The organism is Kitasatospora sp. NPDC058190 (assembly GCF_042883685.1).
Classification (GTDB): Bacteria; Actinomycetota; Actinomycetes; order Streptomycetales; family Streptomycetaceae; genus Kitasatospora.
This window is the reverse complement of the sequence record NZ_JBHVVI010000001.1, coordinates 76,334-90,724: the sequence shown is the minus strand read 5'-3', so window position 1 is coordinate 90,724 and position 14,391 is coordinate 76,334. Positions and strand designations below refer to the sequence as shown.

General features: G+C 72.2%; 14 protein-coding genes. 8 read left to right on the top strand and 6 right to left on the bottom strand.

The window, feature by feature from the left end; all coding sequences use genetic code 11:
- Positions 1 to 19: 19 nt before the first annotated feature.
- From ACFVWU_RS00400 to pyrE, 5 genes are all read left to right on the top strand, one after another.
- Positions 20 to 1,183: a pyridoxal phosphate-dependent aminotransferase gene (locus tag ACFVWU_RS00400; protein WP_387613423.1), complete on the top strand. Its 1,164-nt coding sequence runs from the start codon at positions 20 to 22 to the stop codon at positions 1,181 to 1,183.
- A 489-nt stretch (positions 1,184 to 1,672) separates the two neighbouring features.
- Positions 1,673 to 2,200: a DUF2617 family protein gene (locus ACFVWU_RS00395; protein WP_387613420.1), complete on the top strand. Its 528-nt coding sequence runs from the start codon at positions 1,673 to 1,675 to the stop codon at positions 2,198 to 2,200.
- A gap of 154 nt (positions 2,201 to 2,354) precedes the next feature.
- Positions 2,355 to 3,986 (top strand): polyamine aminopropyltransferase, encoded by a 1,632-nt coding sequence (locus tag ACFVWU_RS00390; protein ID WP_387613417.1) that lies wholly within the window; start codon positions 2,355 to 2,357, stop codon positions 3,984 to 3,986.
- A gap of 141 nt (positions 3,987 to 4,127) precedes the next feature.
- The gene (locus ACFVWU_RS00385; protein WP_387613415.1) at positions 4,128 to 5,144 is read left to right on the top strand and encodes a hypothetical protein; all 1,017 of its coding nucleotides are present in this window, start codon (positions 4,128 to 4,130) and stop codon (positions 5,142 to 5,144) included.
- Positions 5,145 to 5,213: 69 nt separating this feature from the next.
- Positions 5,214 to 5,750 carry an orotate phosphoribosyltransferase gene (gene pyrE, locus ACFVWU_RS00380; RefSeq protein WP_387613412.1) on the top strand — a complete coding sequence of 179 codons (537 nt, stop codon included), beginning with the start codon at positions 5,214 to 5,216 and terminating at the stop codon, positions 5,748 to 5,750.
- Positions 5,751 to 5,839: 89 nt separating this feature from the next.
- Here pyrE and ACFVWU_RS00375 read toward each other — a convergent pair whose 3' ends face one another.
- Entirely contained in the window at positions 5,840 to 6,556 is a 717-nt protein-coding gene (locus ACFVWU_RS00375; protein ID WP_387613409.1) for a DedA family protein, read from the bottom strand.
- Between the two features lie 322 nt (positions 6,557 to 6,878).
- On the opposite strand from ACFVWU_RS00375, the gene fbaA reads away from it, so the two are divergent.
- Complete coding sequence (gene fbaA / locus ACFVWU_RS00370) at positions 6,879 to 7,901, top strand: class II fructose-bisphosphate aldolase (protein WP_380608809.1); 1,023 nt, start codon at positions 6,879 to 6,881, stop codon at positions 7,899 to 7,901.
- A 105-nt stretch (positions 7,902 to 8,006) separates the two neighbouring features.
- On the opposite strand, the gene ACFVWU_RS00365 is transcribed toward fbaA, so the two are convergent.
- Positions 8,007 to 8,426 (bottom strand): DUF3151 domain-containing protein, encoded by a 420-nt coding sequence (locus tag ACFVWU_RS00365; RefSeq protein ID WP_387613407.1) that lies wholly within the window; start codon positions 8,424 to 8,426, stop codon positions 8,007 to 8,009.
- A gap of 263 nt (positions 8,427 to 8,689) precedes the next feature.
- Here ACFVWU_RS00365 and ACFVWU_RS00360 point away from each other — a divergent pair, with 263 nt between their 5' ends.
- Positions 8,690 to 9,475: a DUF3152 domain-containing protein gene (locus ACFVWU_RS00360; protein ID WP_387613404.1), complete on the top strand. Its 786-nt coding sequence runs from the start codon at positions 8,690 to 8,692 to the stop codon at positions 9,473 to 9,475.
- Between the two features lie 61 nt (positions 9,476 to 9,536).
- On the top strand, positions 9,537 to 10,247 hold the full coding sequence (locus ACFVWU_RS00355) for a hypothetical protein (protein WP_387613402.1): 711 nt from the start codon (positions 9,537 to 9,539) through the stop codon (positions 10,245 to 10,247).
- Here the strand turns inward: ACFVWU_RS00355 and ACFVWU_RS00350 are convergent.
- The 4 genes from ACFVWU_RS00350 to purS form a co-directional block, all read right to left on the bottom strand.
- On the bottom strand, positions 10,244 to 11,056 hold the full coding sequence (locus ACFVWU_RS00350; protein ID WP_387613399.1) for a sterol carrier family protein: 813 nt from the start codon (positions 11,054 to 11,056) through the stop codon (positions 10,244 to 10,246). The genes ACFVWU_RS00355 and ACFVWU_RS00350 overlap by 4 nt on opposite strands.
- A gap of 74 nt (positions 11,057 to 11,130) precedes the next feature.
- Positions 11,131 to 13,386 (bottom strand): phosphoribosylformylglycinamidine synthase subunit PurL, encoded by a 2,256-nt coding sequence (gene purL / locus ACFVWU_RS00345; protein ID WP_387613396.1) that lies wholly within the window; start codon positions 13,384 to 13,386, stop codon positions 11,131 to 11,133.
- Positions 13,386 to 14,063, bottom strand: a complete 678-nt coding sequence (gene purQ, locus ACFVWU_RS00340; RefSeq protein WP_354641513.1) for a phosphoribosylformylglycinamidine synthase subunit PurQ — start codon at positions 14,061 to 14,063, stop codon at positions 13,386 to 13,388. Before purQ ends, purL begins: the two co-directional genes overlap by 1 nt.
- Entirely contained in the window at positions 14,060 to 14,314 is a 255-nt protein-coding gene (purS, locus tag ACFVWU_RS00335) for a phosphoribosylformylglycinamidine synthase subunit PurS (protein ID WP_030278336.1), read from the bottom strand. The genes purQ and purS overlap by 4 nt, the downstream gene beginning before the upstream one ends.
- Between the last annotated feature and the right edge of the window lie 77 nt (positions 14,315 to 14,391).

Sequence of the window (14,391 nt, the reverse complement as noted above, 5' to 3'; positions counted from 1 at the left end):
GACGCGTGAGGAGCCACCGATGGGTACCAGGCCGCTGCTGAACCGCCGACTGGCCGGGATGGGAACGACGATCTTCGCCGAGATGTCCGCCCTGGCCACGGCCACCGGCTCGATCAACCTCGGCCAGGGCTTCCCGGACACGGACGGGCCCGAGGAGGTCCGGGAGACCGCCGTACGGGCCCTGCGCGAGGGCCGCGGCAACCAGTACCCGCCCGGCCCCGGCATCCCCGAACTGCGCACCGCCATCGCCGAGCACCAGCAGCGCTTCCACGGCCTGAGCTACGACCCGGACACCGAGGTGCTGGTCACCGCCGGCGCCACCGAGGCCATCGCCGCCGCCCTGCTCGCCCTGCTGGAGCCCGGCGACGAGGTGATCGCCCTCGAACCCTTCTACGACTCCTACGCCGCCTGCATCGCGATGGCCGGCGCCACCCGCGTCCCGCTGACCCTGCGGGCCCCGCACTTCCGCCCCGACCTGGACGAGCTGCGCGCCCTGATCACCCCGCGCACCCGACTGCTGCTGATCAACACCCCGCACAACCCCACCGGCACCGTCCTCACCGCCGAGGAACTCGCCGGCATCGCCGAACTCGCCGTCGAGCACGACCTGCTGGTGGTCACCGACGAGGTCTACGAACACCTCGTCTTCGGCACCGCCGCCCACCACCCGATCGCCGCCCTCCCCGGCATGCGCGAACGCACCGTCTCCATCTCCTCGGCCGGCAAGACCTTCTCCTTCACCGGATGGAAGGTCGGCTGGGTCACCGCGAGTCCGGCCCTCGTATCGGCGGTCCGCACCGCCAAGCAGTACCTCACCTATGTCAGCGCCGGCCCCTTCCAGTACGCGGTCGCCGAGGCGCTCCGCCTCCCCGACAGCTACTTCGACGCCCTGCGCACCGACCTGCTGCGAAAGCGGGACCTGCTGGTTGACGGTCTCTCGTCGGCGGGCTTCCGCGTGTTCAACCCCGAGGGCACCTACTTCATCACCACCGACATCACCCCGCTCGGCGAGAAGGACGGCATCGAGTTCTGCCGCGCCCTGCCCGAGCGCTGCGGCGTGGTCGCGATCCCCAACGCCGTCTTCTACGACGACACCGCGGCCGGCCGTAGCCTGGTCCGCTTCACTTTCTGCAAGAAGGACGAGGTGCTCCAGGAGGCCGTGGCGCGACTGCAGCGCCTCTGAGCGCCCGCGCGCCCCCTCGAACGAAAGCAATTCCGGCCCGACACCAGGTTTGATTGGCCATCAACTCTCCTGAGTGGCATGCTCGTTTGCTGCCAGGGAGGCAATTCAGCCGACCTCCCTGGCACACCCGCCCGCCCTCCACGCCCGGTGTGTGGAGGGCGGCGGCACGTAAAGCGCGCGGACAGCGCACTCCCGGCGCGCACGGCGCACGGGCCGGTTGCAGGGGCGCGCGCTGTGCAAAGTCGCACACCGGGTCGATCAGAGCCGGGAAGTAGGTGTGCTCTTAACGGTGAATGCTTGACAAAGATGGGTAAATCACCGACGGACCCGGCGTATTCGTGCTTCTCTGCTGCTGAATCTCCAGCCGGAATCCTTCCTTCCACGGTCGGCCGCGCCCAGGGCCGCACAGCCACGAACAGCCTCGCCATCGCCTAGGCCTACTCGCTGCTGCTCGGCGGGCGCGCACGGAGCTGAAACGCGGAGCCGAGCATGCTCACCACACTGCAGACCTCCTACACGGACACCCGCGCCGGTGACCTGGCCTGGTGCCTCGGCGGCGAACCGCTGCCCGCGCTCGCGGTCCGCGACCTCAGACTCGACGGCGGCCGCCCCGGCACCCCCGGCACCATCCAGCTGCGCCTGCTGGGCGCCTCGCACCAGGTGGTGATCGACGCCGGACCCGGCAGCTGCCTGGAGACCGTCGCCTGCCTGCCCGGCCGCAGCACTCCGCTGCCCGCCCGGGTGGCCAAACAGGTCGGCGGCTGGGAGTACGAGTTCGCCGCCCGGATCGAGGTCCTGCCCCCGCACGACTTCGCGGCCCGCGCCCAGGAACTGCTGGCCCTGGTCGAGGGGCACCCGCGCGGCCTCGCCGGGGTCTTCCCGGGCGACCCGAGCGCCTTCACCGCGCTGGTCACCCAGGGCGGCACGGACCGGCTGCTCTGGCGGACCTGGCACGCCTACCCGCAGGAGGGGCAGCTGGTCTGCACCCGCTCCTCGCTGGTGGTGTCGGGGGCATGACCGCCCGAAGCCCGGGCGGGAGCACCGGTCCGGCCATACGTCACACGGCGCGAGCTGACGAATCGTACGCAGGAACGGTTCGTCAACCCGAGGGCCCGCACTGTCCGTCGGATGGGCGCAGCTATCCGTCCCGCACGTCCCCTAGCGTTTGTTCGTGATCAACCATCCGGCCGGTCCGCCCGCACGCCCGCGAGTGGACCTCGACGACGGCACCCCACCCCTGACCGGGCGAAGCCTCACCCCCCTGCCCACCCGCCGTCGATCCCGGCTGCGATCCCGCCCCCGGCTCGCCCGCCTGGCCGTCCTCCTGGCCGCGTTCGTCTGCGCGGCCTGCGGACTCGTCTACGAGCTCGAACTCGTGGCGCTCGGCGACTACCTGCTCGGGGACACCGTCACCCAGACCTCGGTCGTGCTCTCCGTGATGGTCTTCGCGATGGGCCTCGGCTCACTGCTCGCCAAACGACTCACCAGCCGGCCCGCCACCGCCTTCGCCCTGGTCGAGTGCGCCCTCGCGCTCACCGGCGGACTCTCCGTCCTCGCCCTGTACTCCTGCTGGGCCTGGATCGGCCGCTACCAGGCCGCGACGGTCAGCCTCACCTGCCTCATCGGCATCCTGATCGGCGCCGAGATCCCGCTGCTGATGACCCTCATCCAACGGATCCGACGCGAGGACGCCGGCCGCGCCGCCGCCGACCTGTTCGCCGCCGACTACGTGGGGGCACTGATCGGCGGCCTCGCCTTCCCCTTCCTCATCCTCCCCGGCCTCGGGCCCGGCGACGGCGCACTGCTCACCGGGGCGGTCAACGCCGTCGCCGGAGCCGCCGTGGTGCTCTGGCTCTTCCGCGAGGAACCGGCCCCCCGGATACGACGCCTGCTCTGGCTCGGCTGCGCAGTCGTCCTCACCCTGCTCGCGGCCGCCGCCGTCGGCTCCGACGCGATCGAACGCGCCGCCCGGCACGCCCTCTACGGCGACCAGATCCGCTACGCCACCCGCAGCCGGTACCAGGAGATCGTGCTCACCGGCCCCGCCGAGGGCCCGCTCCGGCTCTACCTCGACGGACGACTCGCGGTCTGCGGACCCGACGAGTACCGGGGCAGCGAGGCACTCGTCCACCCGGCCATGGCCGCCGGGCCCGACACCCGGGTCCTGCTGCTCGGCGGCGGCGACGGCCTCGCCCTGCGGGAGGTGCTCCGGCACCGCGGCGTCCGCTCCGTCCGGCTGGTCGACGCCGACCCGGCCCTCCCCCGGCTCGCCCGCACCGACCCCGGGCTCGCCGACCTCACCGGCCACTCCCTGGACGACCCCCGGGTCAGCACCACCGCGGCCGACCCGATGGCCTGGCTGCGCGGCGCGCCCGACGCGGAGTACGACGTGGTGCTCGCCGACCTGCCCGCCCCCGCGGACGGCGGGCCGGTCAAGTTCCACTCCCAGGAGTTCTACGGCCTCGCAGCCCGGCTGCTCGCCCCCGGCGGCCGGATCGCCGTCCGGGCCGGCGGGGACGAGGGCGGCCTCTGGCAGATCGAGTCCGGCCTCCGCTCGGTGGGCCTGCGGACCACCCCGTACGCCGTCCGGGGCAGCCCCACCGCCGCCTGCCGCCCCGGACCCGCGGACGCCACCCAGGACTTCCTGCTCGCCGCCGCCACCCAACCCCCACTCACCCTCGCCCCCGACGCCCCGCCACCCCGCGCCCTCACCCCCGACACCCTCCGCAGTTCCACCGCCCGCCTCACCGCCCTCCGCCCCACCTGCCCCCCGGCGCCACTGACCCTGCTGGGGCTGCGCTGAGCACAAGCGGGCCCCGGGCGGCAGCGGAAGGCCCTGTTCCCGACGGGAGCAGCGGGTTGCAGGCCGTGGTGGGCCGGGTGGGGGAAAGTCGGGTGGCGGTAGGTAGGGACCGGGCCGGGCCCAGTCGGTAGGCTCCGTGGCATGGAGCATGAGGTTGTCGTCCCGATGTCCGCAGAGCTGGTGCGGGAGGCCTTGCAGGATCCGGCGCTGCTGGCGCGGAGCGTGCCGGGGCTGAGCACCGAGCCGGCGGCGGTCGGGAGTGGGTCGGCCGAGGAGATCGGTGGGCGGCTGAAGCTGCGGGTCGGCGGCTCCACGATCACCTACAAGGGCGTGCTGTCGCTGATCGGGGGCCGGGAGGGTGTGCTCACCGTGCTCGCCGAGGGCCAGGAGGCCCGGGGCAGCGGCGAGGCGACCGCCACCGTGCGGGTCAGCGTCGTGGACGGCGCCGAGGAGGGCACCGCGGCGATCCGCTTCACCGGCGATCTGAGCGCCACCGGCCGGCTGACCGAGTTCGACGCCGAGACCCTCGACGCCACCGGCCGCCGTCTGCTGGAGCGCTTCGCCGCCGCGCTCACCTCCCAGGACGCCGAACCGGCGGACGAGGAAGCCGAGGAGACCGAGGAGGAGACCAGCGAGGGAGCCGGGGAGGAGACCGGGACCCAGGCCGAGGTGGTCTCCATCGAGGACCGCCAGGACCTGCCCGGCGACGACCTGGACGACGACCTCTCCGACCTGATCGCCTTCTCCGACGCCGACGCCGAGCGCTTCGGCCTCCCCACCGGCTCCGCCGACGACGACGAGGACGGCGAGGACGCCGAGGCCGAGGGCGGCGGCCGCACGGACGAGGTCGCCGAGGAGGTACCCGTCGAACCGCTGTTCGCCTACGAGGACGAGCCGGAGCTCAGCGGCCCCGTCCGCCGCAGCATCGTCGGCCGCTCGGCCGAGGAGGTGGACCACGCCCCGCCGCGCGGCCGGTACGCCCCGGCGATGCCGGCCCGCAGTGCGCGGGCCCGGGCGGCGTCCCGCTGGGGCGGCGAGGCCGGCGGCATCGTGGTGCCGGGCAGCGGTGGCCGCAGCGCGGTGCCGTGGGTGATCGGCGGCTCGGTGGCACTGCTGGGCGGCGCCGTGGTGCTGGTGAGGGCGCTGCGCCGCCGCTAGGGCCGGTCGAAAGCGCCGCGCGCGGCGGGGCAGGCGGGGGTCCGAGGACAGGCCCTAGACTGAACGCTCATGAGCAACGACCGCGACGCCCTGCTGGCACAGATCAAGGACAAGGCCGTCGTACACGGCAAGGTCACCCTTTCCTCCGGCAAGGAGGCCGACTACTACGTCGACCTGCGCCGGATCACGCTGGACGGCGAGGCCGCCCCGCTGGTCGGTCGGGTGATGCTGGACGCGACCTCCCACCTGGAGTACGACGCCGTCGGCGGCCTGACCCTGGGTGCCGACCCGGTGGCCACGTCGATGCTGCACGCCGCCGCCGCGCGCGGGCGGAAGCTGGACGCCTTCGTGGTCCGCAAGACGGGCAAGGCGCACGGCCTGCAGCGCCGGATCGAGGGCCCGGACGTGAAGGGCCGCCGGGTGCTGGCGGTCGAGGACACCTCCACCACCGGTGGCTCGGTGCTGACCGCCGTCGAGGCGCTGCGCGAGGCGGGCGCCGAGGTGGTCGGCGTCGCGGTGATCGTCGAGCGCGGTGGCGCGGGTGCCGTCGAGGAGCAGGGCCTGGAGTACGTGACCGCGTACGACCTGGCCGACCTGGGCCTCTGACCCCGTCGAGCCCTAACGGACCATGCGAAGGGCCGGGCTGTTCCACGTGGAACAGCCCGGCCCTTCGCATGGAACCCAGCCGATCGGCCTCAGCCGCGCCGGTGCCGCCCGCCGCCGCTCTGCGCGGTCTCGACGGCGGTGTCGGCGACGCCCGCCTTCTTCTTGCGGCGCTCCCGCATGACCTCGATCAGGATCGGCGAGATCGACAGCAGGACGATCAGCAGCACCGCCGGGATCAGGTACTTGTCGATCACCGGGGCGAGCGCGTCACCGAAGAAGTAACCGATCAGCAGCATGGACTCGGTCCAGAGCACACCGCCGATGGCGTTCCACAGGAAGAACGTCTTGGCGGGCATCTCCAGGGTGCCGGCGACCGGGTTCAGGAAGGTCCGGATGATCGGCATGAAGCGGGCCAGCACCACGGCCTTGCCCGAGCCGAACTTGTTGAAGTACTCCTCCGCCTTCACCACGTACTCGCGGCGGAAGATCTTGGAATCGGGCTTGTCGAACATCTTCGGCCCGACCTTGGCGCCGATCAGGTGCCCCAGCTGGGCGCCGGCGATCGCCGCGATCGGGCAGCCGATGAGCAGGACGGCGATCGGCAGCTTGGCGCCGTCGCCGAGCACCGAGGAGGCGGCGTTCGAGGCGGCGACGCCCGCGAGGATCAGCAGCGAATCGCCCGGGAAGAAGAAGCCGACCAGCAGGCCGGTCTCCGCGAAGATGATCGCGATGAGCCCGATGGCGCCGAGGGACGAGATCAGGGATTTGGCGTCGAGCAGATTGACGGCCAGCTGGTTGTAGTCCACGGGCGCAGGATAGCGGGCGTACCTTGCCGACGACTTCCGGCCGAGCCCTGCGACGGCTTCCGGCCGAGCGTCCCAGCTCGGCGTTCCGACAGGCGGGCTCCTGCTGACCTGCGGGCACGAGTCTGGGAAGATGGCACCGGCGTCCTGCCCCGCGTCGGCCCACCACCCTCATGGTCGTACCGCGGAGGCCGCCTCGAACCTTGGTGCCGGAGAGCCACACCGCAGCGCCGCGCGTCGGCGGGCCGGCACGGAGTCGTCACGAAGGCGTACACAGCGTCGGACAGCACCGTCCGTACGCCGCAACCCGACAGGAGCGGATCGCATGCCCATCGCAACTCCCGAGGTCTACAACGAGATGCTGGACCGGGCCAAGGCGGGCAAGTTCGCCTACCCGGCCATCAACGTCACGTCGTCGCAGACCCTGCACGCCGCTCTGCGTGGTTTCGCCGAGGCCGAGAGCGACGGCATCATCCAGATCTCGACCGGTGGCGCGGAGTTCCTGGGCGGCCAGCACAACAAGGACATGGTGACCGGCGCGGTCGCGCTCGCCGAGTTCGCGCACATCGTCGCCGCCAAGTACGACGTCACCGTCGCGCTGCACACCGACCACTGCCCGAAGGACAAGCTGGACGGCTACGTCCGCCCGCTGCTGGCGATCTCCGCCGAGCGCGTGGCCAAGGGCGAGAACCCGCTGTTCCAGTCGCACATGTGGGACGGCTCGGCCGAGACCCTGGCCGACAACCTGGCCATCGCCCAGGAGCTGCTGGCCCAGGCCGCCGCCGCCAAGATCATCCTTGAGGTCGAGATCACCCCGACCGGCGGCGAGGAGGACGGCGTCTCGCACGAGATCAACGACGAGCTGTACACCACCGTCAACGACGCCGTGCGCACCGCCGAGGCGCTGGGCCTGGGCGAGAAGGGCCGCTACCTGCTGGCCGCCTCCTTCGGCAACGTGCACGGCGTGTACAAGCCGGGCAACGTCGTGCTGAAGCCGGAGCTGCTGCGCGAGCTGCAGGACGCGATCGGCAAGCAGTACGGCAAGACCGACCCGTTCGACTTCGTCTTCCACGGCGGCTCGGGCTCCACCGCGGAGGAGATCGCCACCGCGCTGGAGAACGGCGTCGTGAAGATGAACCTGGACACCGACACCCAGTACGCCTTCACCCGCCCGGTGGCCGGCCACATGTTCGCCAACTACGACGGCGTGCTGAAGGTCGACGGCGAGGTCGGCAAGAAGAACACCTACGACCCCCGCACCTGGGGCAAGCTGGCCGAGGCCGGCATGGCCGCCCGCGTGGTCGAGGCCGCCGAGCAGCTGCGCTCGGCCGGCAAGCGCCTGAAGTGAGCCCGCTGGAACGAGCGTGACAACGGCTGTGCCCCCGGCGGTCCTCCGCCGGGGGCACGGTCATGTGGTCCTACCGCTCGGGCTCGGCGGTCGTTGCTGCCTGCGCTACTGCTTGAGCTCCGCGTACGCCTCCGAGCTGCTGTCCTTCAGGAACTGCCAGCAGCGGGCCTCCTCCTCGGTCTCCTTGATCGCGCCGGCCGCCCGGGCGAGCGCCGCCAGGCAGCGCAGGAAGCCGCGGTTGCCGCGGTGCTCCCACGGCACCGGCCCGTGGCCCTTCCAGCCGCTGCGACGCAGCGCGTCCAGGCCGCGGTGGTAGCCGGTCCGGGCGTAGGCATACGACTCGACGTAACGACCGGCCGCGTAGGAGTCGTCGGCGAGCATGGCCCAGGCGAGGCAGAAGGCCGGGAAGTCGGCCGCCACCTGGGTCGGTGAGGCCGACTCCTCCGCCAGCATCCGGTAGGGCTGCTCGTCCTCCGGCAGGAGGGTCGGTTCGGGGCCGTCGAGAAGATTCTTGTGAATCGCCATGCAGTGCAGTCTGCCATCCGAGGCCCAGGGGTCAACCGCCCCGCCGTGATCGGCCGCCCGCTCCCGGGCCGGCCTACGCACGGCCCGCCCCCAACGCCCAGCCCGCCCCGAAGGTTGCATACCGGGTATATGGACATTCACCCGTTCGCCATGCCAGGGTGTGGCTCGTGCCCGCAGCCAGACCCGCCCGCCGACGAGCCACCCAGCCCGAGAACGCTCGCAGCAGATGCCGCCGCAGGTCACGCCGCAGGATCGGCCCCGGCATGCGCGCGGCACTGATCGCCTCCGTCGTGCTGCTGGGCGTCGCGGCCTTCGCGCTCGAGCGCCCCTCGGACGCCCCGGCCCCCGCCGCCACCGCCCAGGCCCGGGTCGCCCCACCGGCCGAACAGTCGCCCACCGCGGCAGCCACGCCGACCCCCACACCCACCCCGACGTCCCCGCCCGCACCCACCCCGACGCCGACCCCCACGGCACCGGACCCCGGCCCCACCAAGGGCTCCGGCACCTTCAGCATCGCCCCCGCCAGCGCCAAGGCGGTCGGCCGCGGCACCATACGCCGCTACCGGGTCGAGGTCGAGGACGGCATCGGCATCGACGCCGCCTCCGCCGCCGCGCAGATCCACGGCATCCTCGGCGACCAACGCGGCTGGACCAACGACCACAAGAACGGCTTCCAGCTGGTCGCCGGCGGCTCGTACGACTTCACCGTGAAGATCGCCTCCCCGGCCACCGTCGACAAGATCTGCGGCGCCTCCGGCCTGGACACCCACGGCGAGGTCAACTGCAACATCGGCAACCAGGTGCTCGTCAACTCCAAGCGCTGGAACACCGGTTCGCCGCAGTTCAGCGGCCCGCTGGACGAGTACCGGGCACTGATCGTCAACCACGAGGTCGGCCACCGGATCGGCCACGGCCACGAGACCTGCCCGGGCCCGGGCAAACCCGCGCCCGCGATGATGCAGCAGATCTACGGCCTCAAGGGCTGCGCGCCGAACGCCTGGCCGTACTCGGCGGACGGCACCTACCTGAGCGGACCGTCCGTCCCGTAGTGCAACGGAGTTGAGACCTGAACGGCAAGTGGACGGGACGACCTCGCACTAGCCTGCGATCATGACCGCTGCCCAACGCCGAAGGCTCACCGCCGCGTTCGCCATCGCCGGGATCGCGCTCGGCGCCGCCGCCTGCTCGTCCTCGACCGACACCGCCACGAGCGGCGGAGCGCTCTCCTACGACCGCGTCCGGTCGACCGCCCTGGACCTGTTCAAGAACAAGTCCAGCACCTGCCCGTTCGGCCTCGACTTCGCCAAGGCCGCGTCCGAGGCCGGGATCACCGGCGCCGTCGCCCCCGCCGTGACGGACGGACGCTCCGTCAAGGGCGACGCCGGGGACGGCGTCCCGGCCCAGCCCTGGCCCTCGGGGGCCACCCACCCGCCGACCATGACCGAGATGCCGGCCACTCCCCCGAACGCCCAGATCACCTGCTCGTACACGGTCGGCCCGTCCACCGTCGACGTCGAGCTGCTGGCCGTGCCGAAGAACGACTACGGCATCAGCATGATGCTCCCCTCGATCGCGCGCGCCGGGCTGCTCGGCGTGGACCAGCTGTCCCAGTTCTCCAGCGACCGGCCCGCCGTCGGGCAGACCAAGCTCACCCCGGGCGGCGGCACGGCCGCCGTCGCCCGGATCGCGCTCCACGGCGAGGGCGACCTGGTGCTGATGCTCGACCAGAACACCACCGGCCAGGACGCCCGGAACCCGGCCCTCGCCGGCGAGCCGCTGCGCAAGGCCGCCGAGGCCCTGGCCGGCCAACTCAAGGGCTAACCCAGGATCGGGAGGTACTCCCCCAGGTCGCTGCGCTCCCCGGAGGCGGACACCCCGGCGTCCGCCACCGCCGTCGCCCAGTCCGCCCGGCCGGTGGCCAGCCGGATCCAGGTCAGCGGGTCGGTCTCGACCACGTTCGGCGGGGTGCCGCGGGTGTGCTTGGGCCCGGGGACGGCCTGGACGACCGCGTAAGGCGGAATCCGCAGCTCGACCGCGCCGCCGGGCACCCGGTCGGCGAAGGCGTCCGCCAGCAGCCGGGTGACGGCGGCGACGGCCTGGCGGTCGTGCGGGAAGGCGGCGAGGCCCAGCGCGTCGGCCAGGTCGTCGGCGTGCACCACCGTCTCCACCAGCCTGGTCACCAGCAGGTCGGAGAGCAGCATCGACCCCAGCCGGATCTCCAACCGCCGTACCGGGTCGGCGGCTTCGGGCCGCTCCAGCAGCCCGGTCAGCGCGTCGGCGGCCCGTCCGAAGGCGGCCGCCACCGAGGCCGCGTCCCCGCCGAATCCGGCGGCCGCCCGCTCCCGGGTCTGGGCGTCCAGCGCCGGTGCGACGGTGCCGACCGCCGAGACCCAGCCCAGCAGGTCCAGCGCCGGCCGCCCCTCCAGCGGGTCGTCCAGGTGCACCGGGAGGAAGTCGAGCTGGACGGCCAGGTGCGCGAGCAGCTCCCGCACCCGCCAGTCCCCCAGCCTGGTCGGCAGGTCCAGCTGTTCGTCGCCGAGGCCGGCCACGGCGGCGCGCAGCGCCCCGGTCTGGGCGGCCAGCGCGGCGCGGACCTTCTGCGGCTGGTACGTACGGGACTTGGGAGGCATGGGGCCCAACATACGCCCAGGGGCGAACGGTCCCCGGATTCCGGAGGACCGCCCGCCCCTCGAAGGCGCGCCGGTCAGGCCAGCAGGGCCTCGATGACGCCGGTGTGGGCGTCCTTCAGCTCGGCCAGCGAGACGGTGAACTGCCCCTGGACGTCCAGGCTGTCGCCGTCCACGACACCGATCCGGGTGGCCGGCAGGCCACGCGCGGTGCACATGTCGTTGAACCGGAGCTCCTCGCTGCGCGGCACCGCCACGACGGCGCGGCCGGCCGACTCCGAGAACAGGAACACGAACGGGTCCTGGCCCGCGGGCACGACGATCCGCGCGCCGTGACCGCCCTTGAGGCAGCTCTCCACCAGCGCCTGGCCGAGACCGCCGTCGGACAGGTCGTGCGCGGCGTCGATCATGCCGTCACGCGAGGCGGAGATCAGGATCTCGCCGAGCAGCCGCTCGCGCTCCAGGTCCACCTTGGGCGGCAGGCCGCCGAGGTGGTCGTGGACGACCTGCGACCAGGCCGAGCCGCCGAGCTCGTCCGCCGTGTCGCCGAGCAGGTAGAGCAGCTGCCCCTCCTCGGCGAAGGCGACCGGGGTGCGCCGGGTGACGTCGTCGATGACGCCGAGCACCGCGACCACCGGGGTCGGGTGGATGGCGACCTCGCCGGTCTGGTTGTACAGCGAGACGTTGCCGCCGGTGACCGGGGTGCCGAGCACCAGGCAGGCGTCGGCCAGACCACGGGTCGCCTCGGCGAACTGCCACATCACGTCCGGGTCCTCGGGGGAGCCGAAGTTGAGGCAGTCGGAGACGGCGAGCGGCTTGGCACCGCCGGCCGCGACGTTGCGGTAGGCCTCGGCCAGGGCCAGCTGGGCGCCGGTGTACGGGTCCAGCTTGGCGTAGCGGCCGTTGCCGTCGGTGGCGACGGAGACGCCGAGGTTGGTCTCGTCGTCGATCCGGATCATGCCCGAGTCCTCGCCGTGCGAGAGCACGGTGTTGCCGAGCACGTAGCGGTCGTACTGGTCGGTGATCCAGGACTTGGAGGCCTGGTTCGGGTGGCTCGCGACCTTCAGCAGGTCGGCCTTGAGGCCCTCGCCGGTGGTCGGGCGGGCCAGCCGCTCGGCGGTGGGGGCGTCGGCCTGCAGCGCGTCCTGCCAGCTCGGGCGGGCGTACGGACGCTGGTAGGTCGGGCCCTCGTGGGCGACGGTGCGCGGCGGGACGTCCACCACGAGCTCGCCGTGCCAGAAGATCTCCAGGCGCTCGCCGTCGGTCACCTCACCGATGACGTTGGCGATGACGTCCCACTTCTCGCAGATCTCCAGGAAGCGGGCGACCTTGTCGGGCTCCACGATCGCGCACATGCGCTCCTGCGACTCGCTCATGAGGATCTCCTCCGGCGAGAGCGTGCGGTCGCGCAGGTGCACGGTGTCGAGGTCGATCCGCATGCCGCCGGAGCCGGCCGAGGCCAGCTCGCTGGTGGCACAGGACAGCCCGGCGCCGCCGAGGTCCTGGATGCCCTTGACGAGCTTCTCGCGGAAGATCTCCAGGGTGCACTCGATGAGGAGCTTCTCCTGGAACGGGTCGCCGACCTGGACCGCCGGGCGCTTGGCCGGCTTGGTGTCGTCGAAGGTCTCGGAGGCCAGCACCGAGACGCCGCCGATGCCGTCGCCGCCGGTGCGGGCGCCGTACAGGATGACCTTGTTGCCGGCGCCGGAGGCCTGCGCGAGGTGGATGTCCTCGTGCTTCATGACGCCCACGCACAGCGCGTTGACCAGCGGGTTGCCCTGGTAGCAGGAGTCGAAGACGACCTCGCCGCCGATGTTCGGCAGGCCCAGGCAGTTGCCGTAGCCGCCGATGCCCGCGACGATGCCGGGCAGCACGCGCCGGGTGTCCGGGTGGTCGGCCGCACCGAAGCGCAGCGGGTCCATCACGGCGACCGGGCGGGCGCCCATCGCCAGGATGTCGCGCACGATGCCGCCGATGCCGGTGGCCGCGCCCTGGTAGGGCTCGATGTACGACGGGTGGTTGTGCGACTCGACCTTGAAGGTGACCGCGTAACCCTGGCCGACGTCGACGACGCCGGCGTTCTCCCCGATGCCGACGAGCATCGCGTCCGAATCCGGCTTCTTCTCGCCGAACTGCTTCAGGTGGACCTTGCTGCTCTTGTACGAACAGTGCTCCGACCACATCACCGAGTACATCGCGAGTTCGGCGCCGGTCGGGCGGCGGCCGAGAATCTCCCGGATGCGCGCGTACTCGTCCTGCTTGAGGCCGAGCTCGGCCCAGGGCTGGGCGGCGTCCGGGGTCTGCTCGGCGTTCTTGACGGTGTCGAGGCTCATCAGGCGTTCACCAGCTGCTTCAGGACGGAAGTGAAGAAGCCCAGGCCCTCGGTGGTCGGACCGGTGAGCGGCTCCACGGCGTGCTCCGGGTGCGGCATCAGGCCGACGACATTGCCGGCGGCGTTGGTGATGCCGGCGATGTCGCGGTACGAACCGTTCGGGTTGACGTCCAGGTAACGGGCGACCACCCGGCCCTCCGCCTCCAGCTCGTCCAGGACGTGCTCGTCGGCGACGAAGCGGCCCTCGCCGTTCTTCAGCGGGACGACGATTTCCTGGCCCGCCGAGTAATCCCGGGTCCAGGCCGTGCCCGCGTTCTCGATCCGCAGCTTCTGGTCGCGGCAGATGAAGTGCAGCGAGTCGTTCCGGGTGAGCGCGCCGGGCAGCAGGTGCGATTCGCACAGCACCTGGAAGCCGTTGCAGATACCGAGCACCGGCATTCCGAGCTTCGCCTGCTCGATGACGGTCTCCATCACGGGCGAGAAGCGGGAGATCGCGCCGCAGCGCAGATAGTCGCCGTAACTGAATCCGCCCGGCAGGACGACGGCGTCGACCTGGTGGAGATCCTTGTCACGGTGCCAGAGGGCGACCGGCTCGGCGCCGGCCAGGCGGACCGCACGCTGGGCGTCGCGGTCGTCGAGGGAGCCGGGGAAAGTGACGACGCCGACGCGGGTGGTCACTTCGCCGCCTCCTCGACCCGGACGGTGAAGTCCTCGATCACGGTGTTGGCGAGAAAGGTCTCGGCGGCTTCGCGGATACGGGCGAGCGCGGCGTCGTCGACCGGGCCCTCCAGCTCCAGCTCGAAACGCTTGCCCTGGCGGACGTCGGCGATCCCGGTGAATCCGAGACGGGGCAGTGCACGCTGCACCGCCTGTCCCTGGGGGTCGAGGATCTCCGGCTTGAGCATGACGTCGACTACGACGCGTGCCACTGGCACTCCCGGTGGTGTCTTCGGTGAGGCGGGGGAACTCCAGACTACCGGCCGTTTCGGGCCGCATTGCTGGCCGG